At 37.1% G+C, this 24,015-nt stretch carries 22 protein-coding genes and 1 riboswitch; of the genes, 13 read left to right on the top strand and 9 right to left on the bottom strand.

Annotation, left to right across the window (positions count from 1 at the left end; genetic code table 11):
- Nucleotides 1-27: 27 nt before the first annotated feature.
- The gene (locus tag BN990_RS13005) at nucleotides 28-1,455 is read right to left on the bottom strand and encodes a polysaccharide deacetylase family protein (protein ID WP_038245460.1); all 1,428 of its coding nucleotides are present in this window, start codon (nucleotides 1,453-1,455) and stop codon (nucleotides 28-30) included.
- A gap of 181 nt (nucleotides 1,456-1,636) precedes the next feature.
- On the opposite strand from BN990_RS13005, the gene BN990_RS13010 reads away from it, so the two are divergent.
- The 4 genes from BN990_RS13010 (at nucleotide 1,637) to BN990_RS13025 (ending at nucleotide 6,332) form a co-directional block, all read left to right on the top strand.
- Nucleotides 1,637-2,503 carry an SDR family oxidoreductase gene (locus tag BN990_RS13010; protein WP_187370474.1) on the top strand — a complete coding sequence of 289 codons (867 nt, stop codon included), beginning with the start codon at nucleotides 1,637-1,639 and terminating at the stop codon, nucleotides 2,501-2,503.
- Between the two features lie 153 nt (nucleotides 2,504-2,656).
- Complete coding sequence (locus tag BN990_RS13015) at nucleotides 2,657-3,754, top strand: endospore germination permease (RefSeq protein WP_038245465.1); 1,098 nt, start codon at nucleotides 2,657-2,659, stop codon at nucleotides 3,752-3,754.
- Complete coding sequence (locus tag BN990_RS13020; RefSeq protein WP_021291865.1) at nucleotides 3,741-5,198, top strand: spore germination protein; 1,458 nt, start codon at nucleotides 3,741-3,743, stop codon at nucleotides 5,196-5,198. The genes BN990_RS13015 and BN990_RS13020 overlap by 14 nt, the downstream gene beginning before the upstream one ends.
- Nucleotides 5,199-6,332: a Ger(x)C family spore germination protein gene (locus tag BN990_RS13025; protein ID WP_021291866.1), complete on the top strand. Its 1,134-nt coding sequence runs from the start codon at nucleotides 5,199-5,201 to the stop codon at nucleotides 6,330-6,332.
- Between the two features lie 25 nt (nucleotides 6,333-6,357).
- Here BN990_RS13025 and BN990_RS13030 read toward each other — a convergent pair whose 3' ends face one another.
- A complete protein-coding gene (locus BN990_RS13030) occupies nucleotides 6,358-7,137 on the bottom strand; it encodes an aminoglycoside adenylyltransferase domain-containing protein (RefSeq protein WP_051739197.1) in 780 nt (259 codons plus the stop codon).
- Between the two features lie 102 nt (nucleotides 7,138-7,239).
- Between BN990_RS13030 and BN990_RS13035 the strand changes: the two genes are divergently transcribed.
- Nucleotides 7,240-7,788 (top strand): GNAT family N-acetyltransferase, encoded by a 549-nt coding sequence (locus tag BN990_RS13035; protein ID WP_021291868.1) that lies wholly within the window; start codon nucleotides 7,240-7,242, stop codon nucleotides 7,786-7,788.
- 159 nt (nucleotides 7,789-7,947) lie between these two features.
- Here BN990_RS13035 and BN990_RS13040 read toward each other — a convergent pair whose 3' ends face one another.
- On the bottom strand, nucleotides 7,948-9,012 hold the full coding sequence (locus BN990_RS13040; RefSeq protein WP_038245467.1) for a Gfo/Idh/MocA family protein: 1,065 nt from the start codon (nucleotides 9,010-9,012) through the stop codon (nucleotides 7,948-7,950).
- Nucleotides 9,006-10,118, bottom strand: a complete 1,113-nt coding sequence (locus BN990_RS13045) for a DegT/DnrJ/EryC1/StrS family aminotransferase (protein WP_038245468.1) — start codon at nucleotides 10,116-10,118, stop codon at nucleotides 9,006-9,008. Before BN990_RS13045 ends, BN990_RS13040 begins: the two co-directional genes overlap by 7 nt.
- Nucleotides 10,119-10,325: 207 nt before the next feature.
- Between BN990_RS13045 and BN990_RS13050 the strand changes: the two genes are divergently transcribed.
- The 4 genes from BN990_RS13050 (at nucleotide 10,326) to BN990_RS13065 (ending at nucleotide 14,853) form a co-directional block, all read left to right on the top strand.
- Nucleotides 10,326-12,035 carry a nucleotide sugar dehydrogenase gene (locus BN990_RS13050; protein ID WP_232620901.1) on the top strand — a complete coding sequence of 570 codons (1,710 nt, stop codon included), beginning with the start codon at nucleotides 10,326-10,328 and terminating at the stop codon, nucleotides 12,033-12,035.
- A 28-nt stretch (nucleotides 12,036-12,063) separates the two neighbouring features.
- A complete protein-coding gene (locus tag BN990_RS13055; protein ID WP_021291872.1) occupies nucleotides 12,064-13,056 on the top strand; it encodes a glycosyltransferase family protein in 993 nt (330 codons plus the stop codon).
- 107 nt (nucleotides 13,057-13,163) lie between these two features.
- Nucleotides 13,164-13,691 carry an NTTRR-F1 domain gene (locus BN990_RS13060; RefSeq protein ID WP_021291873.1) on the top strand — a complete coding sequence of 176 codons (528 nt, stop codon included), beginning with the start codon at nucleotides 13,164-13,166 and terminating at the stop codon, nucleotides 13,689-13,691.
- A gap of 94 nt (nucleotides 13,692-13,785) precedes the next feature.
- Nucleotides 13,786-14,853 (top strand): glycosyltransferase family 2 protein, encoded by a 1,068-nt coding sequence (locus BN990_RS13065; RefSeq protein WP_021291874.1) that lies wholly within the window; start codon nucleotides 13,786-13,788, stop codon nucleotides 14,851-14,853.
- Between the two features lie 15 nt (nucleotides 14,854-14,868).
- On the opposite strand, the gene BN990_RS13070 is transcribed toward BN990_RS13065, so the two are convergent.
- Nucleotides 14,869-15,645, bottom strand: coding sequence for a class I SAM-dependent methyltransferase (locus tag BN990_RS13070; RefSeq protein WP_021291875.1), 777 nt, complete (start codon nucleotides 15,643-15,645; stop codon nucleotides 14,869-14,871).
- A gap of 105 nt (nucleotides 15,646-15,750) precedes the next feature.
- Complete coding sequence (ssuE, locus tag BN990_RS13075) at nucleotides 15,751-16,302, bottom strand: NADPH-dependent FMN reductase (protein ID WP_021291876.1); 552 nt, start codon at nucleotides 16,300-16,302, stop codon at nucleotides 15,751-15,753.
- 81 nt (nucleotides 16,303-16,383) lie between these two features.
- Nucleotides 16,384-16,487, bottom strand: a riboswitch (SAM riboswitch).
- Nucleotides 16,488-16,645: 158 nt separating this feature from the next.
- On the opposite strand from ssuE, the gene BN990_RS13080 reads away from it, so the two are divergent.
- Nucleotides 16,646-18,157 carry a multicopper oxidase family protein gene (locus tag BN990_RS13080; protein ID WP_038245469.1) on the top strand — a complete coding sequence of 504 codons (1,512 nt, stop codon included), beginning with the start codon at nucleotides 16,646-16,648 and terminating at the stop codon, nucleotides 18,155-18,157.
- A gap of 19 nt (nucleotides 18,158-18,176) precedes the next feature.
- Here the strand turns inward: BN990_RS13080 and BN990_RS13085 are convergent, their stop codons facing one another.
- The 3 genes from BN990_RS13085 to BN990_RS13095 form a co-directional block, all read right to left on the bottom strand.
- Nucleotides 18,177-18,863: a hypothetical protein gene (locus tag BN990_RS13085; RefSeq protein ID WP_021291878.1), complete on the bottom strand. Its 687-nt coding sequence runs from the start codon at nucleotides 18,861-18,863 to the stop codon at nucleotides 18,177-18,179.
- A gap of 72 nt (nucleotides 18,864-18,935) precedes the next feature.
- Entirely contained in the window at nucleotides 18,936-20,270 is a 1,335-nt protein-coding gene (locus tag BN990_RS13090; RefSeq protein ID WP_051739264.1) for an alkaline phosphatase, read from the bottom strand.
- Between the two features lie 248 nt (nucleotides 20,271-20,518).
- Entirely contained in the window at nucleotides 20,519-21,772 is a 1,254-nt protein-coding gene (locus BN990_RS13095) for a YeeE/YedE family protein (RefSeq protein ID WP_038245471.1), read from the bottom strand.
- Nucleotides 21,773-21,926: 154 nt separating this feature from the next.
- On the opposite strand from BN990_RS13095, the gene BN990_RS22940 reads away from it, so the two are divergent.
- The 3 genes from BN990_RS22940 to BN990_RS13105 all read left to right on the top strand — a co-directional run bounded on the left by BN990_RS22940 (nucleotide 21,927) and on the right by BN990_RS13105 (nucleotide 23,951).
- Nucleotides 21,927-22,070, top strand: a complete 144-nt coding sequence (locus tag BN990_RS22940) for a hypothetical protein (RefSeq protein WP_187370468.1) — start codon at nucleotides 21,927-21,929, stop codon at nucleotides 22,068-22,070.
- Nucleotides 22,071-22,291: 221 nt separating this feature from the next.
- On the top strand, nucleotides 22,292-23,341 hold the full coding sequence (locus BN990_RS13100) for a C45 family autoproteolytic acyltransferase/hydolase (RefSeq protein ID WP_038245474.1): 1,050 nt from the start codon (nucleotides 22,292-22,294) through the stop codon (nucleotides 23,339-23,341).
- Nucleotides 23,342-23,423: 82 nt separating this feature from the next.
- Nucleotides 23,424-23,951: a spore coat protein gene (locus BN990_RS13105; RefSeq protein ID WP_038245476.1), complete on the top strand. Its 528-nt coding sequence runs from the start codon at nucleotides 23,424-23,426 to the stop codon at nucleotides 23,949-23,951.
- Nucleotides 23,952-24,015 lie beyond the last annotated feature (64 nt).

The following is a 24,015-nucleotide window of genomic DNA, read 5'->3' on the forward strand; positions in this document are numbered from 1 at the left end:
TTGGGAGCTTTTATCATGCGCTTGTTCTTATGATTTTCCATAGAAAGGTCCGTTACCCTTTGCCTTTTGTAAGGAAAGTAATTCAGAAACGGTGACAAATTCGTACCCTTCCTCTTTTAATGTTGATAATAATTGTGGCAATGCGTCTGCTGTCGTTGGATGGATATCATGCATGAGCACAATCGAGCCAGATGCTACTTGTTCAGAAACCACTTGATTAATTGCGTCAGGGTCACGAGTCTTCCAATCTAATGAATCTACAGACCATAGTACCATAGGTGTATCTAGCTTATTAGTTACTTGTTTTACAGATTCATTATAGGCACCATATGGCGGCCGTATACTTGTTGGATAGTAGCCACTAGCTTGATAGATTTTCTGTTTGGTTTCTTTTATTTCTTGTTCAATCATTGCTTGGTCCAATTGGGTTAAGTCCGTATGTTTTTCCGTATGATTTCCTACCTCATGACCCTGAGCAAACACATCTCTAACAATGGATGGGTAATATTCCACTTGTGACCCAAGCATATAAAAGGTCGCTTTTGCTTGATAGTCATGGAGTGTCTGTAAAACCCGTGGAGTTACTTTTGGATGAGGTCCATCATCAAACGTTAAGGCAATATACTTACCATTCGGATCTAATGCCTTCTCTTTAACAGAGGACTGCCCTTCTGTATTAGGTTCTACCACAGTAACTTGTAATTGTTCAGCTACATCATCTTGCAAATAAGCACGTAATTGTGCAATTGGTATGTTTATTTCAATCGTTCCTGCAGCGCCCGCAGCTATCTCGTATTCATCAAAATAGAGATGTAAAGCTTTTTCATTTAATGACCATTTCCAATTCACTGGGTTACGAAGCGCATCTTCCATAGCATCTTGGAAGACATAAGGTTTCAAGTCTTCGTTTTGATCAATTTGTTCCCTTACACTTGTGCGAATGGTATCATAAGCTTCGTCTTTTCCCTTCAAAATATCCTTTAAGTCCAGCATCTTATTCCCTTTCACGTCCACATTAAATGTCTTAATGGTTTCCTGACCATTTGCTCCTCCAGTTATTTGATAAGCTGTAAAAACAAGGCTATAAAGGGAATCTGCTAGCTTTTCTGTTTCCACATGTATATTTAAATGAGCACGACGATCCTTGTCCAGCAGTTGTTTATTCTCCTCCACATTTGTAAGAAACTTTTTCTCTTGCTGATTGATCCATGTTTCGATCGGCTTATTGATTGCTTCACTTTCAGCAATCGGTTTGCTAATTGCTAGGGTGTACGTATCCGTTTCTTTTGTTAATGTTTCTAAATGAAGACCAGGATAATTACTTAATGCTTTCTGTTGTACTTCGGTTACTGCTTGTGAATGTTTTGTCCAATATGTAAAAGTAATAATCGACCCGATGACGACAATAAAAAGTATTGCCCACGCCGGCCATTTCAAACGTATAATCTTATGCATTGCTATATGCCCCTTTCTTTGATGTATTTTTCTTATCTAAAAGGATCACCTTTGCTACAAGTTTACAAAAAAATACAGTGGCTAACAATAACGCTGTGGATTTTATTTTATGAATATGACATAGGGTGTCAAGTTAAACATGCTACATTAATGATAGATCTTATGGAAAGGAATGATGAAATTGCAGCAGGCAGACGGAAAAATCGCACTTGTAGCTGGTGCTACTCGTGGTGCGGGCCGAGCCATTGCGATAAAACTAGGAGAAACAGGGGCTACTGTATATGTAACTGGCAGAACAACCAGAAAGCATACGTCACCGATGAAGCGCAAAGAAACCATTGAAGAAACAGCAGAATTGGTTACAAAAGCAGGAGGAAAAGGGGTCCCTCTACAAATTGATCATACGTACGAAGGACAAGTGCAAGCATTAGTTGAAGAAATACAACAAAATGAAGGCAGATTAGATATTGCCGTTAACGATGTCTGGGGAGGGGATCCATTAACAGATTGGATGGCTGCTGTTGGAGATCACAATCTACGAAATGGATTACAGCTCTTACAACAGGCCGTTACTTCTCATATCATAACAACTCATTATGCAGTACCATTGCTCCGCAAATCTAATCAAGCATTACTTATCGAAATTACCGATGGAACCGATTATTCCTATCGGGGGAATTTTTATTATAGTTTGGCTAAAATATCTAATATTCATATGGCGAGTGCAGCAGCTCACGACCTGCGAAAAGATAGAATTACTGCCTGTGCCGTTACTCCAGGATTTCTTCGATCAGAAGCGATGCTGGATTTATTCGGTGTTACCGAAGATAATTGGCAAGATGGAGTAAAGCAAGATCCACATTTTATCGCATCGGAAACTCCTTTTTATCTTGGTGAAGCAATTAAACATCTTAGCTTAGATCCTAATTTTCAGCGTTTTTCCGGAAAAGTATTAAGTACCTGGGAGCTATCCGATATCTACAATTTTAATGATGCGGACGGAAGACGACCTCATTGGGGAAATTATTATAACGAACATCTAACATAAGATTGTTTTATCAAAGCTTGTAGAGAACCATTCTCAACAAGCTCTTTTTATAATATTTTGTGTAACTTGGCTATTCACTTCTTTTCGTGCAATGAATAATTTATTCATACTTCCCTCACACTACCATTATCTACATTTCTTGGGGGATCCTGAATGAGTAAGATTTCCATTTCGCAGTTTTTTGCTATTTTATTATTAGCTACAGGATTAAGTAATCATGTCTTGGTTATACCGATTTTAATAAATGCCGCCGGGCGTGATGCGTGGCTTAGTGTAATCATTGGTTACATGGTATTTACTATTTTTTCCCCAGTTGTTCTATATGTCCTCAAAGGGATTAATGCTACATCTGTATTTGACTGGCTAACCACAAATTATTCTCGTTTCCTAAGCAGGGTTATTGGACTCCTATTCTTATTATTTTTCGTAGTTGCTGGCTGGATAACATTGAAAGAAACAACCATGTGGACTGACGAAACCTATCTCTTTGAAACACCGAATCTTGTGATTGCGCTATTTTTATTAGGTACATCCTTTTATATTTCCTATGGTCGATTAAACGTCATTGCTATCTGTGCAGGTGTACTGCTTCCACTGGTAATTATATTTGGCATTTTTGTAGCAATTGGCACAATTCCCGACAAAGATTACATGCTAGTCACCCCTGTTTTGGTTGAAAATACCTGGAAAGACGTATTTAGAGGTGCACTATTTTCACTTGGTTCGATCATTGAAGTTGCTCTTTTATTACTATTACTACAGCATCAAGTGATCAAGCGAATTCAATTTAAACATATGCTTATTCTAATTTTATTCCTTTGTATTTTGACTGCAGGGCCATTGTTGGGCAGTATTGCCGCATTTGGTGTAGAAGAAGCTGAAAGAATGCGGTTTCCAGCATTTTTCCAATGGCGAATTCTAGGTTTAGGTAATTACTTTAATCACTTGGATTTTTTATCGATTTATCAATGGCTGTCGGGTAACTTCATTCGATTAGCAGCAACTTTATATATCCTTACTCAAATTCTTCAAATACACTCGAGAGCAAAACGGATATTTGTTCAATTATTTATTTGTTTTTTCTATATCTTATTTACAATTGCTCCTATAACGGACGAGGCATTTTTTTCTTTCTTAGCTAATTATTATTATATTGGTGGCGGTATCTTAGGAATATGTATTATCTTTATTCTTACTGTCTTAATCGCAATTGCAAATGGAAGGAGGAACAAAGCTCATGCAAAAAAATAACCAACCAGCAAAACAATCGATTATCAAGGAATTATTTCGCCATACTTCCGATGTCAGTGTAGAAGAACATCACTTATTTAATACAAAAAAGAAAGAGGCAATGCTCGTTGTTTATTGTAATGGACTTATCGATCATCATATATTAATTAATAGCATCTTTCCGGATATTCAGTCTACCTTTTATCATACTGGCTTAAAAGGATTAGAAAATATCAACTGTACAGTAAAAAAGCCATGGACATCCAACATAGATGCACTTGAATCTATTCTTTTGGAAAAAATATTTAATGGATATACTGCAATTATAATTGCAGAAGTGATTTACTTCTTCAATACGATAGATGTACCCAAACGTACTCCTGAAGAATCCAATTCGGAAGTGTCGCTTCGTGGTCCAAGGGATGCGTTTGTTGAAGATATTTCGTTGAATCTTGCGTTGGTAAGAAAACGCGTAAAATCCAATTCACTTGTTGCTGAAGAGTTTACCATCGGAAAACGAAGTAAGACAAAAGTACAGCTCGTATACTTCACAGATATCCAAGATAAACCAATGATTCGTAAAGCGAGAGAGAGATTGAATCAGATAGATATTGATTTTTTATCTAGTGATAATCAATTATTACCGATCATTGGCGGTTCACACTATTCTCTCTTTCCATTAATGGAATCTGTTTCAAGGCCTGATGGTGTAGCAGGAAGCTTGGCAAGAGGAAGATTTGCTATTTTTATTGATAACGTACCGAATGTAGTTGTTGGGCCTGCAAATCTAGGTTATTTCTTTAATTCTTCAGAGGATGCATATACCCCCTATTATTATGCCACATTTGAACTGGCACTGCGCTTTGTAGGGTTTATGCTTGCTATCTTTTTACCCGCATTTTGGGTTGCCTTATCCGCTTATAATATGGATCAAATCCCTTTCCCCTTGCTAGCAACGATAGCCGCTTCACGATTAGGTATACCTTTTAGTCCAACAATCGAATTATTACTAATGCTCGCACTATTTGAGTTATTCAGAGAAGCTGGTGTTCGTTTACCTAAAGCAGTAGGACAAACTGTTGCTGTTGTAGGAGGATTAATTGTTGGAGACGCTGCCATACGTGCAGGCCTTACCTCTCCTACGATGTTGGTTATCTCAGCAATTACTGCTGTCGCTACTTTCACTTTAGGAAATCAGGCGTTATTTGGAACAGTCTCGATTTTTAGAATTGCCTCTATCCTGTTTGCATCTATTTTTGGTATGTTTGGTTTCTTTATCAGTGTATTTTTGACACTCGGCTATTTAGCCAAATTAGAATCGTTCGGGGTTCCCTATTTGAGTCCGATTTCCCCATTCATTAGAAGAGATGTTTTAAAATCTATCCTTAAAAAACCAGTTGTCGACCAAAATGAACGTGCAGCCATTCTACATCCAATCGATAACGATAGGCAAGGTGAAAAGTAAATGAGACTTGTGAAAACATGTATATTGCTTATTGTTCTGCTTATTATCTTAACGGGGTGTTGGGATGAAAGACAAATTAGCGAAGTTAACTATATTACGACATTAGGAATTGATTACCAAGAAGATAACTATATTATTTATGTACAAATGTTAGACTTTTCTAATGTAGCAAAACAAGAGTCAGGGAAAACATCTGAGCGTACCCCTTTGTATATTGGAAAAGCTACGGGTAAAACAATTAATGATGCTGTCAATAATTTATATCGAACCTCACAACAGGTTGTTAATTGGGCACATATAGGTGCCATTATCTACTCTGACGCCATATTAGAAAAAGGAGTGACGGATGCAGAACAATCATTGCGAAAAAATGGTCAATTTCGCTACACTCCTTGGATGTTCGGTACGAAAGAATCAGTTGAAGAAATAATGTCGTTATCTGGATTTTATCAATTACCACCCGTATACACGATTTTATATAAGCCATTAGATATGTTTAACGAATACTCATATATCGCGCCGCTTCGAATGCATAAATTTGTTTCCATTTACAAGGAACCTGGCGGAACAGCGATTCTTCCTTCAATTTCAATTAACGATAAGAGTTGGAAAGAATCAAAAGAAGACATAAAACCTAAGCAAACCTTAGAAATAAATGGTGTATTTCCTGTAAACGACGGTAAAAGTAAAGAATGGTTATCCTTTAAGGAAGTTCCTGGACTGCGATGGACACAAGAAGATACAAATAACACGACAATCGATATTCTAACAGAGGATAATGTCAAGAAAGGGTCGGTACGTATATTAGAACCTACTGCAAAATTTATAATCAAACGGGGTAACAAAAATTTTCAATTTAATATTCAGCTTAAAGCTTCTGGCTCCGTTACCGATTTGGAAGAACAACTGCCGATGAAAGAAATTGAGAACTTAGTACGACAACAAATGAAGAAAGAAATTCGAGAGACGTATGAAATAGGCGTTGAAAAAGGAGTCGACCTCTACAACATAAAAAATAAATTATTTCATGATCGGGTAAAACCTGACCAATTACAAAATTACTCATTAACTAAAGAGAAGTTAAACAGGATAACGGTTGATTTTCATTTAGAGACAGAAGGGGTATATGAGTAAGCTGCTGAATCCAATAAACAGCCGCTTATTTTTTTTCACGTATATTACGATTAATTGCTTCTAACATAGTATTAGCAAATGCGGTTAATTGCTTTTGATCCCATTTGGTTTCCAATTCTATTTCACTAATATATACATCTAGAGCTAATTCAATACAATGGTGAAACCGAGCAGGAAGATGTTTTAATGCCCATTCACCTGCTTCTTTTTTAGATGTTACTTTATTTTCTTTCATAAAATAATCCACTCTGCATAAATTTAAGCAATAATAGACAGGGAAATAAATAATATTATTGGAAGCATCGGCCACATCATTCCTAATCGACACAAGATACATTTTTCTATCTATATCGGGGAAAACTGAGGTAATCGCTTCGCCATATAGCACCTTACCACGCTCATGTGTTACGACAATATGTGCAGCTAAATCATCATCTTTGCCATTCTCACATAAATAGCTAGCGTCTCTGTGATAACGAGCTCTATGATCTTTGGAATAATGCAATTCAAATGCGATCGGGTATTGCAAAGGAAATAAAGATTCCTGTAGAAGAATACTCATTTCGATACGCACATCTAGATTGTTCTCTATGTTAATTATTTCGCTGATGAATTGCCTTTTATCATGTGATGTCAAGTTATGATGGATGATAACTAATAAGTCAATATCACTATACGTTCGATTATAGCAATCCATTGCTAATGATCCGTGTAAATATACACCAATCAGATTATTCCCGAGCTTGTTTTTACATAAGCACTTGAATTGCTGCAAAGCTTCGATAGCATGATTCAGTTTGGACACCTCATTTATCTTGGCATTGAAACGATTAATCATTCAATTATAATAATATTATAAAGATTGTTATTTTATAAAGTATATCATAGCCAAAAAGGAGGGTATCTATTGTTTTATCACCGACTGAATCCAGATACGGAATTACGAATATTGGAGCACCGTCACGCAGAAGCGTTATTTATATTGACAGATAGATCCAGATATCACTTACGGAAATGGTTACCCTGGATTGATTATACCCAAACAGTACAACATACATTATCTTTTATCGATGCTGCCCTTAAACAATTTAGTGCAAATAATGGATTTCAAGCTGGTATCTGGTACAAAGGGGAATTGGCTGGAATCATCGGCTTACACACCATTAATTGGGAAAATCGCTCCACATCCATCGGTTATTGGTTAGGAGAGCAATATCAGGGAAATGGCTTGATTACCCAATCCTGTCAAGCTATTATTAGCTACTGCTTTCAACATCTACAATTGAATCGTATAGAAATTCGTGTAGCAACAGAGAATAAAAAAAGTGCTGCTATTCCGGAGCGGCTTGGTTTTCAGAAAGAAGGCCGATTACGAAAAGCGGAATGGCTTTATAACCGTTATGTAGACCATGATGTTTTTGGATTAGTAAAAGCAGATTTACAAAGGACGATTTAGTTCATTTCCTCTTACGAGAAACAGGACAAGCATCGATGATTCCTATTCATACGATGCTTGTTGAAGTGGTAGAAATTCTTGTTTGATCAAATTCGTTTCCAATCTATTAATCATACACTAGCAACTCGCTTCTCTACTAATCTATCCATATCACTTATGTTACCAATCATGCATCCATTCTGTGCGAAAATCATTTAAAGGGAAGCGAACTGGTTTACCTTCTTTCGCTGACTGGTACATTCCAAAAATAACTTCCAATGCTTTCTTTCCTTCAGAGGCAGTCATTAAATGATCTTCCTGTTTTTTTATCGCTCGAATAAAGTCTTGATACATATACATATGCTCGTTCCTATCATTCGTTGTATTCCCTAACGCTTGTATAGCTTCTGGATGGGTTTGGCTATAACAGTGAATAATTTCATTGAAATGCTCCCCACCAACAATAATAGATCCTTCTTCTCCAAATAATGACAAATAGTAACCTTGGTTACTTGGTTTAGTAATGGTATTCGCTTCAATTAATCCTTTGGATTGTCCTTCAAAAGATAGAATTCCTGTTGCAATATCTTCTGTTTCTTTATTCTTATTGGTATTCATCATCTCCCCATAAACAGATGTAGCATCACCTAAAAGCCAAAGTAATAAATCTACCATATGAATTCCTTGATTTAGTAACATTCCACCATCTTTATCCCATGTGCCCTTCCAAGGTGATGACGCATAATATGCTTGGGAACGATGAAGTCGTAATGTAGCTACTCCTAAATAGATATCACCAAAGTATCCCTTCTCGATGAAGGATTTCAACTTACGCATGAAAGGACGATAACGTAGTTGATGACAAACGAAGATTCTTCGGTCTTTTTGTTCAGCTAACCTAATCATTTCCTCTACTTCTTGCAATGACAGTGCTATCGGTTTTTCGATAATTACATGCTTCTTATGCTGCAGTGCTTGTATAGCAATCTGGGCATGCAGGCTTGAAATAGTCGAAACAATAACTACTTCTACCCGTGAATCTTGAAGAAGGTTATGATAATCTTCATAGATTGTTATAGGAACCACTTCATTCGACTGCTTTTGTCGATAACTTTTAGCAACTTCCTCCATCCGATCGACTTGCAAATCACTTACAGCTGCTAATGTTAACTCTTTGCAGTTTGCAATGGATGCAACATGTTTTTTGGCAATATAACCACAGCCGATGATACCCACACCTACCATGACTGCGCCACCTCAAATTCTTCTAAGGCATGGACTACGCTATCTTGCTCAAGTTCTGTCATGGAAGGAAACAATGGAATTGCTAGCAAGGTGTTTGCTAAAGCCTCAGCGATTGGGTAATCCCCATCTTGATACCCATGCTCTCGGTAAGCTCGTTGTAAGTGAATACAGCATGGATAATAGACCCCGGTCTGGATGCCTTGCTTATCTAGAAAACCTTTCAACTTATCTCGTTGATAAGAAGCTATACAAAATAGATGATAGGTATGTTCCCCTTTCTTATCTGCATATGGAAGTTTCATACAAGTAAGAGGTGCTAATGTTTGATAATACTTCTTCGCCAATTCGATGCGACGGTTATTCCATCCATTAATATATTTCAAACATACTAGAATAACAGCTGCATGAATCTCATCTAGTCTGCTATTAAAACCAATTTCATCATGAAAATATTTCTGGCTACTTCCATGCATTCGTAAGGAACGAATTCGCTTAGCGATCTTGTTATCCGAAGTTGTAATGATGCCTCCGTCCCCTATGGTAGAAAGGTTTTTTGTAGGGAAAAACGAAAAACAGGCAGCATCTCCTAAGCTCCCTACCATTTGACCACCTCTAGTTGCTCCAAATGCTTGACAGGCATCTTCAACAACGATTAAACCATAGTAATTAGCAATTTGATTAATCGTATCCATTGCTGTTGGCTGACCAAATAAGTGAACTGGCATAATTGCTTTCGTTGCAGGAGTTAGTTTATCTTCTATCTTCTGTGGATTAATAGTATAGGTTTTTGGATCAACATCTACAAAAACTGGAGTTGCACCAACTCTAGATATACTTTCTGCCGTGGCGAAGAAGCTAAACGGTGTTGTGATAACTTCGTCACCACTGCCAATTCCGTAAGATTGCAAAGTAAGTACAAGCGCATCGGTACCGTTGGCAACAGCAATTGCCTCTGTAACACCTATCTTCTTTGCGAATTCTTGTTCTAAGCGTTCCACGTGTGGCCCCATAACATAGGATCCACTCTCGATCACTGTTCTTATTGTCTGTTCAATTTCGGTTTGTATTTGCTCTAACTGTCCTCTAGGGTTGCTAATCGGAATCATCTTCATCTTCCTTTTCTTTATTTTGCTCCTAGTAGATTATGCTCCTTCTTTACCACAAACACGGCTTCTACCATAACCAAGATGAAATATGCTTTTGTCGATGAGACAACTTCATGATAGAAGGAAGCCTTTTTTCTATTAACCTAGAACAACCCTTTAGAGCAACGCATATACCATTAATACATTCCAACTGAAAGGATAAGGATTATGTTCGACAAAAAAAACAAACACTATATCATCGGCACTAATAGTCCGATGAAGAGAAAAATCATCTATTTCTTTCGTCAGAAAAACCTTGAATTAATTGAATGTGATACGGAAGTAGAAAGAGCTGTCTCCACACTTCTTCCTACTAATGATCGAAATAGGAAGCAGCAATTAGTGATTATCACTCATCCAGTATCGAACCAGCTATTTATTATTCGTTCTTCTCTGTCCAGCTACGATATTCAACCGAATACAAACTACGCTGATCAGTCAATGATCGACATCTATCTAGCTGATCATTGGTTTGATCTATTAAATAGGAATAAGGAAATCGATGAATCTCAAGCTGAAATTCTTCAAGCTTTAAAACGAATGATCGACCATTATGTCGAGCATCCTCCTAAAGAAGTCTATGTCAAAGAAAACATTACACCTTACTTGCAGTGTTCAGATCAAATAGCTGTCGTAGGTCTTGGGTATGTTGGACTTCCGGTAGCACTCGGTTTTGCAAAGAAATACAACGTTACCGGTATTGATGTAGATCTGGAAAAACTTGCGCTTTTACAGTGTAATCATGATCCCAGTGGACAATTTTCCAGTGATCAATTAGCTGCTGCTCATATCTCTTATACAGATAAAGGAACAGCACTTCAAACATGTCGTTATATCATTGTTGCTGTACCAACACCCATCACATGGAACGATGAACCAGATCTGACTTTTATTGAGAGTGCCTCGAGGTTAATCGGTAAACATTTAGCGAAGGATACAACAATTATCTATGAATCTACCGTCTATCCAGGCACAACTGAAGATATCTGTGTTCCTATACTAGAGAAAGAATCTGGTCTGCGGTCAGGAATAGATTTTTTTGTAGGCTATTCCCCCGAACGAATAAATCCAGGTGATGATAAGCACACGTTTGAAACAAACAATAAAGTAGTCGCTGGTCAGACGAAACACGTGTGTAATCGAATATATGATTTGTATGCCAGTATTTTAGATGCTTCTGTTTATAAAGCTTCTAGTATCAAAGTTGCTGAAGCAGCTAAAATTGTTGAAAACACGCAACGTGATATCAATATTGCCTATATGAATGAATTATCTATTATCTTTGGAAAACTTGGAATTGAAACAAGTGAAGTAATTAAAGCAGCTAAAACAAAATGGAATTTTAATCCTTATACTCCTGGTTTAGTTGGTGGTCACTGTATTGGTATTGATCCATACTATCTTATTTATCAATCAAAGCAACATGGCTATCATCCCACGTTTCTATCAAATGCCCGTACAGTGAATGAGGGAATGCCTGATTATATCGTTCAATCGCTGCTTCAGATAGTAGTGAAACATAAATTTAATTTGAAGGATTTGAACGTCATTCTATTAGGTATCACTTTTAAAGAAAACATTACTGATACGAGAAATTCCAAATCACTAGCTATCCTTGATCAATTACTAGCACTTGAATTTCATATACAAGTATGTGACCCATTAGCTGATCCAGTTGTATTCAAAAATAATTATGATATGGACCTCCTTCCATTAAACCAATTAACTCCAGCCGATGTAATTATCTTCAGTGTACCCCACGCCTTATTTCACACACTAGACTTTAGCAAACTTACAAATAAGGGAAGTATTATGATGGATATCAAAGGTGTCCTCCCTGCATCGGTTGCTAATCAAGGGATCTATTGGAAGCTTTAATCAAAATAACAGGAAAGGAGTCTTTCAAATGAATCAAAAATTAAAAATACTTGTGTTAATTAAACCGTTTTGGGTTTATGCAAAGCATAAGCCAAAGATCGACACAGTGAAGGCACTGGAACAGTTTGCAGATGTATACTATTGGCATACGGATGGCCATATCAATGATATTATGTCAAAGTTAGACGTTACGCCTGACTTTATTTTTCATTATGATATTGCATGGAACTATGGTTTAGCCCCAAATATTGAAGGTTTAGACCAGACCACGATTCCGAAAGGCTGTTTTGTCATTGACTTACATTGGAAACCTGAGGAACGGATGAAATACTTCGAAGCGGTCGAAATCGATCTCATATTCTCTGCCACGAAGCATCCCTTTCTCAACGTATTCCCACACTACCGAGGTAAATTCAGATGGCTGCCATGGGCGATAAATCCAGAAATTATGAAAGATTGGGGACTAAAAAAGGATATTGACGCATTATTAATGGGATTAGTTTACATGGATGAGTCCAACAAAGGCAACTATACGCTCCCTAAGAAAATCCCTCCAGAAGGACGCTATGCCTTTCGAGATGCTGTATTTCAAAAAATGCGTGATAAACCTAGTTTTGTGCTCCACCCCCATCCAGGGCATCGCGTAAAACAATCTGATCAACTGATTGTCAATGAAAAATACGCCAAAGAACTGAACCGTTCGAAAATCTTTTTCACATGCGGTAGTAGGAACGAGACTGGTGGTGTTGCCGTCCTGAAGTTCTTTGAAGCACCAGCATGTAAAAGTCTATTACTAGCTGAGTCCAACAAAGATATTATTGATTTAGGATTTAAAGATGGTGAAAACTTTGTAGCATGTACCGTTGAAAATATCGAAGAAAAAACAGCGTACTATCTAGAAAATGACCAAGAGAGACAGCGAATTACTGAGAATGGCTATACGTTTATTCATTCACATCACACAAACGAAGAGCGTGCAAAGCAATTTTTAAAAGCGATACAAGAGATTATAACCTATTAAAATTCTATAAAATGTACTTGTTATCTGGCGCTAGTGCCTGAACAAGGTTTAATTATTTGCATAACGTATAGGGAATAAAAATTTAATCTATCAGAGGAGGAACACGATTGACTGTTAATAATTTATTGCTTAATGGGGGATTTGAAACCGGTGATTTTCAGTCCTGGGATATAATGAATAGTACAATTACTCAGTTCTATTCTCACACCGGAAATGCATCTGCTAAATTGGGTGGAGGTACTTCTCCAGCAAGCATTAGCCAAACCGTTCCAGTTGCTCCGGGACAAAACTTCCAACTGCTTGCATCGTTGTCTAGTACCCGTTTTTTAAGTAATCCTCGCGTCACGTTAGTTGTTGATTTTCTAGATGAAAATAATGCTGTTATTACGAATGGATTATTCGTAGAAATCAGCCAAGGCGATTTGCCAAATGCTGTATCTAGTAATTGGACAGAAATTTATCACACAACAGATATCGTACCCGAAACAGCAACACAAGCAATTGTTCAAATAAGCAAACAATCAGGTAACTTTTTATCTTCTAGCATATTGGTTGATGATGTGGCATTATTAGATTTTGATAGCAACCCGGATATCCCAGGTCCAACTGGCCCAGAAGGTACAACCGGATATTAATTCCATCGTTACAATCAAAGAAGATGCTCCCCCTACAGAGTATCTTCTTTTTTATAATAAACTTCTTGCTACACCATATGAAAGGAAGAAGATAATGGTTACCATCAGTCTTTGTATGATTGTAAAGAATGAAGAGCACGTGCTTGAACGCTGTCTTGATTCGATCTCCCATCTTGTTGATGAAATTAATATTGTAGATACAGGATCTAATGATCATACGGTTGCAATTGCGAAAAAATACACGGATCGCGTCTTCCATTTTGAGTGGACCGATAATTTCAGTGAAGCAAGGAATCAATCATTTTCGTATGCTACGAAAGATTATATCTTTTATCTAGATGCAGATGACGTTATAGACAAAATGGAACAAGAAAAATTATTTCATTTAAAGAAGCATTTAAATCCGGAATTTGATGCCGTATCGATGATATATCTAGCTGGAATAGATGAATACGAAAACGTTACGTTACAATATCGAAGAAATCGGTTAGTAAAACGGAGGAAGCAATACCAATGGTTTGGCGATTGCCATAATTATCTTCAAGTACGAGGAAAAATTTTTCATTCGGATATTGCAGTTTCACATAAAAAGAATGCACATGCCTATGGTCGGAACCTCCATATCTATGAAGCAATGATTTGTAAGAGCAGAAGCTTTACGGAACGAGACTACTTTTATTATGGCAATGAATTACGTGAAAATGGTTTTTATCAACAAGCGATAGAAGCGTATACAAATGGAATAAATATGAAATATGGCTGGATTGAAGAAAAAATATTTGCCTGTATTTTTCGTGCGGACTGTTTTTATTATTTAAATGAAGCTGAGCTTGCACTAGAATCTTTATTTCAATCTTTTCGTTTTTCAAAAACAGCTCGATCAGAAGCCTGCAGTCGAATTGGCCTTTTATTTCAGAAGAAACGAGAATTTCTGTTAGCTATCTTTTGGTATGAACTAGCATTACGTGTGGTACAACCTAAAAGTTCTTGGGGTTTTTCTTACCCGGCATATTCCACTTGGTACCCACATCAACAACTGTGTATTTGTTATTATAATCTACAAGCATTCGACCTTGCTGCCCATCATAATAATAAGGCTATGGAATATCGGCCAAACGATGAACTATTACGCTTTCACCAGACTTTGCTAAAGGGAAAATAAAACAAACATAGCCGATTACTTTTGTGCTTTCCAAATGGTCCAATAATCTTTTTCGATTATTGGCCTCATACTTACAATTTTTTTGTCTAAAGACAGAAGCAAGCGATCCATTTCATGATTATTTAAATAATGTAAAATTGAACGACCATTCTTTTGCTGAATGTCTGTTAACAGTTCCTGTTTTGATGAATACATCTTCCGTGTTTCCATCAATTTTGTTTCAGTAATATGGTTAAAGCCTGCATCAAATAATGCCTTTTTCACATCCACGCTAGAAATACGACGTCTCTCTTCCACTTTCTTTAGCTGAGGAAACATCTCAAAAATCCAGCCTCTTATATGCTGATGCGTTCCCTTTTTCAGGCAATCATCTAATGTACGATCTTGTACAAGCAAGACGCCATCATCCATTAAGATACGAGAAGCTTCTGTAAAGCAAGCAAATAGATCATCTAAATGATGGATAAGTGCCCGTTCGAGTACGAAATCGACACTTTTATCTGGTAAATGCGTTTGATATGCATGCCCTTTTCTTAAATGAATCATCGGATACTGCTTGCAATTCTCTTTAGCACCTGCCAGCATCGCTTCTGAATAATCAATCCCAATAACGTTGTTAATTCCTAATTCATATAAAGCCTTCGTATAAATACCACCACCACATCCAATATCTGCAGCATAAATGACACTTGTTGGAGTTATAATGTCCTTCACAATTTGAAGCCAAGACGGATCTGCTTCTCTGCTGGCGTATGTCATTTTCATGTTATCATCATGAAAATTCATCGACATTTCGACTACCTCCCTTTTCCATAAAGTATAGCTTATTAATTAAAATAAATATAATAGCGATTAATAATGGAAAGGGATAAATAAATCAAATCATCATTTCACCACTTATGAAGATGAATGAACTACACCTTGATGGTTTTGAATAAGTTCTATAAAATAGTGCACTTGTTTTGAAGCTCTTTCCAATGAAGCTTCTTCGATAATAGGAACGTCCGCAAATTTATCGATTTGGCTATCTAAAAAATACAGCCCTTTTAAATTATGACCTTTTAATGTCGCTAATACTGGTTTTAAAGCATATTCAATAGCTAGCAAATGCGACATACTTCCTCCAGTCATGACAGGTAAAACAGGCGTATGTTTAAGAACATCTTGCGGAAGAACATCCAGTAAAGCTTTCAACACTCCTGAATATGCTCCTTTATAAACCGGAGAACCTACAATGACTCCTTTTGCGGATTCAAGGGTTTGAGCTATGGAGGTAATGGCTTGACTATTAAAATTCCCAGTAAATAAATCTTCATAAGGAACATCTTTTACAGAGATAGAAGTAATCGAAAAACCATTCTGATTCAATATACTCCCAAGATAATTTAATACTTGATCTGAACGAGAAGGACTGGAAGGACTTCCCGACAAGATAGCAATTTCATTCATGTTGATCTCTCCTTTATGATAATGAAATAGCCCTCTCATTCTGATAGGAAAAAGAGGGCTCTTACAATTATATTCGTTCCGCTCTTATCTACCAAGATACACTCGCTGGATTTAGCACCTTTCTGAGTAAACAGAGGTTGCTGAAGCTTCTTCGGGCCAGTTCCCTCAGCTTCTCTTGATAAGATGATTCATTTGTTACTATATTGTATTCCAATTAATCTGATAAATCAAGAGGGAAATGTAACTTCTTCTCGCCCTTTCATTATTTTAGGATAATCGCCCAACCCTTATAGAGATAAGTTTCATCTACTGTATTACTACCTAGTTTTGAGGAGGTAATGAAATGAAATTGAAAAAATTTATAGATGAGCTACCAATAATGCAAACGATAAAAAAACAAGGTTCCTATTTAGAAATGCGTATGGAGGAGTTTAGACAAAAGCTACACAGGGACTTAAAACCAACACGGCTTTGGGGATACAATAACCAATTTCCTGGTCCTACTATTGAAGTAAATGAAGGAGAAGAACTCCATATAAAATGGGAAAACCATTTGCCCGATAATCATTTACTTCCAGTGGACAAATCAATTCACCATATCGCTAACCATCCTGAAGTTCGAACAGTTACGCATGTACATGGGAGTGTGACAAAACCGGAGAATGATGGATATCCAGAAGCTTGGTTTTCCAGAAATTTCAAGGAGGTTGGTCCAGAATTTCTCCATCAAGTATATTCCTATCCCAACAAACAACGTGCTGCCACTCTTTGGTATCATGACCACGCCATGGGGATAACGAGGCTGAATGTCTATGCTGGTCTTGCCGGCATGTATATTATCCGAGGCAAGCAAGAAAAAAGATTAAATATCCCTAAAGATGAATATGAAATCCCGCTTATTTTAATGGATAAGACCATTAATAATGATGGATCGCTATTTTATCCGGTGGGACCGGAAAATCCACCTGCTAACTTACCGATTCCTTCCATCTTACCAGCATTTACTGGTGACAAGATTCTAGTGAATGGAAAAATTTGGCCATATCTGAATGTAGAACCAAGAAAATATCGGTTCCGAATCCTTAATGCCTCCAACACACGCACCTATACGTTATCTCTTGAATCTGGAGACCCAATGTATCAAATTGGTTCAGATGGCGGGCTCCTCTCAAAAACCGTTGTAGCAAGAAGCATCACAATGGAACCAGCAGAACGAATTGACGTAATTATTGATTTTAGGAAATACCAAGGAAAATCATTAATTTTAAGAAATGACCTCGGTTCTATCAACACTCCCGAAGATGAGACAGGGGATATTATGCAGTTTAATGTTCGCTTGCCTCTAAAGGGAAAAGATTCGACAATCATTCCAAAGCACTTATCATCTATCCCCTCCCTTAAAGATAAGCCTATATCAGCCATACGAAATTTAAAACTGGTAGGTGCGAGTGATGATTTTGGTAGGCCTTTATTATTATTGGACAATAAATACTGGGATGATCCGATCTCAGAAACACCGAAACTTGGCTCTACTGAAATTTGGTCTATCATTAATGTGACAGGCTTTACACACCCGATTCACTTACATCTTGTTCAATTCCAGGTTCTAGATCGTACCCCCTTTAACCTGGAGAAATTCAATCAAGATGGAAGCATCGTGTATACCGGATCAGCCGTCAAACCAAAACCTAATGAAAGAGGTTGGAAAGACACAATAGCTGCCCCTTCGGCACAGATTACAAGACTAATCGCAACTTTTTCCCCCTATGCTGGAAAGTTCGTTTGGCATTGTCATATCTTGGAACATGAAGATTACGATATGATGCGTCCTTTTTTAATACAAAAGCGAGACTAACTAGTAGGTGACCGCGTTACTAAAATTCAATTGTAATTTCTTTTCCTTGTTCAATGGATTGATTTTCCTTATCAAAGACATCGCTGGTGATTAAGGATATAGTTCCAATTTGTTCTATATTTGTCTCTTCTAAAATAAAAGCGAGTTCTCCTGTTTTTTTCTGACCAGCGGAGAGATCTCCATAAAGATTTTGTAAGTAAAAATCATCTTCAAAATCTTTTTTCTCTCCTGCTTCTGTTTCCAATATCGATACAGGTGCAAAATTAACCATTTGATCAGACGTATTTTCAATTGTTACGTACATTTTAATATAGTTAAAATTTTCCTCGTTATGTGTAAAACCATGAAAGTAATCAACTAAATGCATTGCTGGAGAAAAATTCACGACCTTTACATCACGAATACTCATTTGAATAGGCCCTATGCTATGCATCTTTTGATAATCTGTGATTGCTTCAAGCGTAATATTCCCATCTTCGTCTTCAAATTGGTCACCAATCTCATTGAGTGAGCGTGTATCAGGAGCTTGTGGATTATCAACATAATCACGATCATCATTGACCTCTTGAATTGTTCTTTCTTCCTCTTCCATGTCGATTGATTCCGTTTGATTTTGCTTATTTTCAGCCTCTGCATTTTCCTCCTGCTTGGCACATCCGGATAGGATCAAAATAAATGCAAGAACAGCATATAACCCTTTTAACATAGATAGTTAAACCTCCTCATCCGTTAGATAGAAAAGACCCCATATTGTGCATAATGGGGTCTAGAACTACCTTTATTTATGCGGTTTTACGCTCCGAACGTTTTTCAGTATATCAATAACTTTTAAACCGACCTGGTGGTTATCATGTAAACCGATAAATTGATCTGATTGAGGGCCATAAGCATAAACATTGACGTCTACACCATCATGTCCACCAGTAGTCCAACCTGTACCAGAGCGAAGATCAAAAATGCGTTCAATTGCATTGTCAATTTCTGTTGTATCCTCCTCTTCAGCCGCATCTTCTACTGAATCAATTTCTTCTTCGGTTAAATCTAAATCAATATATTCTTCTAAGACATCTTCAACATCTTCACCTTCACTAATTTCAGCTGCCATGTAATCCGGAGTACGCTTCGCTGCTTTCAATGGCGTTGGATCCCATTTATATTCCCCATCGATTCCCATAGTCAATCCACCTGTAGAATGATCTGCAGTTGTAATAACTAATGTATGCTTGTCCTTTTTAGCAAATTCAATTGCCCGTTGATAAGCTTTCTCAAATTCTTCCATTTCACTCATTGCACCAACAATATCATTATCATGTCCTGCCCAGTCAATTTGGCTTCCCTCTACCATCAGAAAAAAGCCATCTTTATTTTCACTCAATTTGCTTAATGCCGTATCCGTCATTTCTTCCAATGTTGGCTGTTCTTCTGGACGATCGATCGCTTTATCAAGGCCAACAGGGGCGAAAAGTCCAAGAATTTGCTCATTATCATCTTCTAGCATCTCTTCTTTGGTATGAACATAACTAAATCCAGCATCTTCAAATTCCTCTGCTAGATTTCGATCTTCCCTTTCAAAGTAAGATGTTCCACCGCCTAAAATAACATCAACTTTATGCTGGCCATCAATTTTCTCATCGAAATAATCATCTGCGATATCATTATAATTATTACGTGATTCATCATGTGCACCAAAAGATGCAGGGGTTGCGTGATTTACCTGAGATGTAGATACAAGACCAGTACTTTTTCCTCGATCTTTAGCTTCTTCTAATACGGTTTTCACTTCATTCTTTTCCATATCAACAGCAACTGCACCATTATAGGTTTTGATTCCAGAAGATAGGGAAGTGGCTGCTGCTGAAGAATCAGTAATACTTTCTTCTGGATCCCAAGAATACGTTTGCTGCATCCCTACTAAATGTTTATCAAATGCTGTCTCTTCAACATATGGGTCTTTATTGTCTTTGAACGATCGATATGCTGTCGTGTAGGCAGGACCCATTCCATCACCGATCAAAAAAATAACATTTTTCACCTTGCCTTGATTCGACTTATACGACTTAGCTTCAACTTCTAAACTACTTGTAGCAAAGCTTCCGAATACTAAAGTTGTCATAACAGCAACAGATAGTATTTTTTTTCTAGACCCTTTACTAATCAAGATACTTCCTCCTTTACTAATTTTGTCCACCCATATCTTACTGAGAATCTATTAATCTATGATTAAAAGTATATAAAAATAACGTAAAAATTAAAGGGAATTTCTTCCTGGATCAAATTATCCATCTCGAAGAAAGCGCTAACATAGTGGTATGAAAGAAAAAAACTACCGCAAAATAATTTTGCGATAGTTCAATTCTACTTTTAACAAAAGGAGTCCTTAGATTTTGGAACGGATAGTCCAAATAATGGTCGAAGATATAGCGCAATAAATGTCCCAGCTAAGGCGAGTATTCCCCATACATACCCATGTAAGCTAAAGGATGCTATGCCACCAAAATATGCACCAATATTACATCCAAATGCTAATCTTGCACCATATCCCATTAAAAGACCACCAATAATCGATGCAGCTATATTTTTTAGATTTAATTTCGTAAATTTAAATAATCCACCCGCTGCAGAAGCTAGAAAAGCACCGAGGATAACACCTAAATTAAGCACTGTTGTCGAATCTGCAAAGATAGATGATTCTAGTACTTGAGCATTGGCACCTTGCCAATACCCCCAACTGGTAACGTCAACTCCAAAGAATTGAGCTACTTTTGAACCCCAAAGTGCAAATGCTGAGGTAATCCCCCACGGGGCACCACGAGTCATTAATGTTAATGCATTTAAAACTGCTAATACAATTGCCGCAGCAAAGAGTGGCCAAGATCCGCGGAAGATGCGTTTCCACCCTTTCGTTGAAGGTACTGGTGCCATTTTAGGGGCTTTTCGTTTTCGTTCTACAACTAATGTAATCCACGCGATTAAACCAAATAATGCAATGGATACAATCCATGCTCCCCCATATCCAAGTCCAGTTGAGGTTGCTAGAGAAATTGGTTCGAATGATGGTAAGTCTTCTGTCCAAAATGTTAAATGCTTTGCCCCAATTGTCGAGCCAACAATAAAGAACAATAAGGTTACAAACATAACGGAACGTCCACCACCTACAGCATACAGCGTACCTGAGGCACAGCCTCCTCCAAGCTGCATACCAATTCCAAACATAAATGCTCCTACTAAGAGACTTACACCAACTGGTGATACGTATCCAGCTACTTCTCCTCCGAAGAAGGAATATCCAAACGCTAATATAGGCGCAAATAATGTTACCGCTACTGCCAACATAAGCATATGGGAACGAAGTGCTTGCCCATTTCCTACCGACATAAATCTCCTAAAAGCAGAAGTAAAACCAAAACGCGCATGGAACAGTGTATATCCAAGCAAGAGCCCAATTACTAAGAGCAAAGGTTGAGCAACTTGCTGTGTAGCTAGTAAATAGATTAACAGAAGTGCTGCTACAACTAATCCGCCAATAATTAATGGCGTCTGTGATTTATTTAACCCCGTATTGTCTTTAGGGATTGGATCTTTTACTTCATTGATCGGTTGAACCTTTGTTGTCATCCAAAACATCCTTTTCTGATAAAATTAGTCAGATTTATTTTTCTATCATAACTGGTGTTACGTTTTGTGTCAACAAAAGAATTCAAGCCGTATTTGCATAGCTTTTTTTTATTCGGACATGCTATACCTATTCTTAACTTTAGGAGGTTTTGGTATGTCTGAGGAAAATAAGAATCGAAACAAAGATAAAGGTAAACAAAATAATCGAAATAAGCATAATAAACAACGTGGTGATGTTGAATTTGCAAGTGAGAATGAATTTAATAATAAGACGAATGAACAAAAGCATAAAGATTAATATTTATCACCTGTTTTCTATGTAAGTTGAACAAGTTGTCGAGTACAGTTTAATAGGCTCGGCAACTTTTTTGTATTCTATTGACAAACAAGCAACTGCATGATAAGCAAAGCTCACCTTTTGTCATTCAATAAGCATATTCATATCCTTATTCTTTATAATAAAGTAAACTCAAGGTGTTTCATTCAATTAACCATACTATCTTTTTAAAGGAGACTGTAATGAAACAAGTATATAGTGATGTTATTCAATTTCGCGGATCACACTATGATTACGGTGTTTACCAAGGGAAATTGCTTAAGCAATCTCCCATTTTGCACAATCGTAAAATCCAATGGGAATCCCAAAAATTTCGGCATTTTATTGTTGATATAAATACGGTTAAACAAATGTTACATCATTTCGCCCCTGGTATTTGGGAGGAATTAAAAGGTCTAGCAGATGCTTTATCAATGAAAATGGAAGATGCGATCCAAGATTTTGGAGGCTATTATTTAGAATACGGCAGGAGTGGCTGCTCCATATACACGGGTTCTCATTATCTGGTTCGAAATTATGATAACGACCCTTCTTCTTATGAAGGACGATACGCTATCTACCAGCCTACAGATCATGGCTTTGCTACAATTGGGCCGACAATGCAAATTACAGGAAGAACAGATGGAATGAATGAGAAAGGACTTGCAATGGGGTATAACTTTATAAACCGTAAAAAATCACAAGATGGTTTCCTATGTAATATGATTGGTAGAATCGTATTAGAAAATTGCGCAACGATCGGAGATGCGATCTCATTACTAAAAGAAATTCCCCATCGCCATTCATTTAGTTATTGTGTCATTGACCGCAACAGGCAATCAATTATTATTGAAGCATCACCTCGGTCAATCGCTCTGCAAAAATCCAATATATGTACCAACCATTTTGAACAACTAACGGATGAAAACCGATATCGTATGGATGATTCTTTCCAAAGGTATCAAGCAATACAAACGCTTCAAGCTGATGCAATAAAACCTTATCATGCTTTCCGAATGTTAAACGATACCGATAAAGGAGTTTTTTCCAAAAAGTATGGTGCTTGGGCGGGAACATTGCATACCGCTATGTACTTTCCAGAGGTAAGAAAAGCATGGTTTGCTTTAGGTGGAGATCGCAAACCACTCATTTTTAATTTAGAAAATTGGGTGCAAGGAGCTGATATACATGCGAAGCAATTGAAAGGTCAATTAGAAACTACACACGCATTTGTCAATATGGATTACTTATAAATCCTCCTATCAAGGTCGAATATATTGTTCTAAACAACATAATGTATAAAGATACCTATCTAATAAGGAGAGGTGATTCTATATGAATCAGTTACCCGTAATCGACCTTGGATTAATGACTGAACACTTGACTGCTCATAAAGGTGCGTTACATAAGTTACAAGACTATAATAACTTGGCAACAGATCAAATATTAAAAGATATACTTGTAATGCAATCCTCTGTGTTATACAATCATGTGCTAGTTATGTTAGCTTTAATTAACCCTTACCAAACGCAACTAGTGGAACTGCCCCCTTTACCAAGTGAAGCCGATGTTATTTCTCAAAAATTACATGCTATGTCGCCCACAGCTTTGAATGAAACGAATCAATGGATCGCTATGGAATCACATACTTCTGCTAAAAACATGTCAAATACAAATTATTTGTCTGCATTAATGATGAAAAATGATAATGTACGACATATACATGTCCAGATGGCGCTACAGCAACTTACCATTCAGGATAACTATGAAGAATACATGATACAGATGGGGTGGTCGTTCTTCCCAGTAGCTTCGTTTGAAGAACAGCTCAAATCCTATAACTACTTCCTACAATTATTTTAGAAGTAAACGGGAGAGAAAAAGCATCTAGCTAAAAAATCGACTGTACCTTGTTCGTAAAATCAAA

It is taken from the genome of Virgibacillus salexigens, assembly GCF_000723585.1.
GTDB lineage: Bacteria > Bacillota > Bacilli > Bacillales > Amphibacillaceae > Virgibacillus > Virgibacillus salexigens.

Bases quoted from the DNA above. Each gene is read 5' to 3' on its own strand.
- BN990_RS13005 (WP_038245460.1), bottom strand. From the start codon at position 1,455: ATGCATAAGATTATACGTTTGAAATGGCCGGCGTGGGCAATACTTTTT.
- BN990_RS13015 (WP_038245465.1), top strand. From the start codon at position 2,657: ATGAGTAAGATTTCCATTTCGCAGTTTTTTGCTATTTTATTATTAGCT.
- BN990_RS13020 (WP_021291865.1), top strand. From the start codon at position 3,741: ATGCAAAAAAATAACCAACCAGCAAAACAATCGATTATCAAGGAATTA.
- BN990_RS13025 (WP_021291866.1), top strand. From the start codon at position 5,199: ATGAGACTTGTGAAAACATGTATATTGCTTATTGTTCTGCTTATTATC.
- BN990_RS13040 (WP_038245467.1), bottom strand. From the start codon at position 9,012: ATGGTAGGTGTGGGTATCATCGGCTGTGGTTATATTGCCAAAAAACAT.
- BN990_RS13045 (WP_038245468.1), bottom strand. From the start codon at position 10,118: ATGATTCCGATTAGCAACCCTAGAGGACAGTTAGAGCAAATACAAACC.
- BN990_RS13050 (WP_232620901.1), top strand. From the start codon at position 10,326: ATGTTCGACAAAAAAAACAAACACTATATCATCGGCACTAATAGTCCG.
- BN990_RS13055 (WP_021291872.1), top strand. From the start codon at position 12,064: ATGAATCAAAAATTAAAAATACTTGTGTTAATTAAACCGTTTTGGGTT.
- BN990_RS13065 (WP_021291874.1), top strand. From the start codon at position 13,786: ATGGTTACCATCAGTCTTTGTATGATTGTAAAGAATGAAGAGCACGTG.
- BN990_RS13070 (WP_021291875.1), bottom strand. From the start codon at position 15,645: ATGTCGATGAATTTTCATGATGATAACATGAAAATGACATACGCCAGC.
- ssuE (WP_021291876.1), bottom strand. From the start codon at position 16,302: ATGAATGAAATTGCTATCTTGTCGGGAAGTCCTTCCAGTCCTTCTCGT.
- BN990_RS13080 (WP_038245469.1), top strand. From the start codon at position 16,646: ATGAAATTGAAAAAATTTATAGATGAGCTACCAATAATGCAAACGATA.
- BN990_RS13085 (WP_021291878.1), bottom strand. From the start codon at position 18,863: ATGTTAAAAGGGTTATATGCTGTTCTTGCATTTATTTTGATCCTATCC.
- BN990_RS13090 (WP_051739264.1), bottom strand. From the start codon at position 20,270: ATGACAACTTTAGTATTCGGAAGCTTTGCTACAAGTAGTTTAGAAGTT.
- BN990_RS13095 (WP_038245471.1), bottom strand. From the start codon at position 21,772: ATGACAACAAAGGTTCAACCGATCAATGAAGTAAAAGATCCAATCCCT.
- BN990_RS22940 (WP_187370468.1), top strand. From the start codon at position 21,927: ATGTCTGAGGAAAATAAGAATCGAAACAAAGATAAAGGTAAACAAAAT.
- BN990_RS13100 (WP_038245474.1), top strand. From the start codon at position 22,292: ATGAAACAAGTATATAGTGATGTTATTCAATTTCGCGGATCACACTAT.
- BN990_RS13105 (WP_038245476.1), top strand. From the start codon at position 23,424: ATGAATCAGTTACCCGTAATCGACCTTGGATTAATGACTGAACACTTG.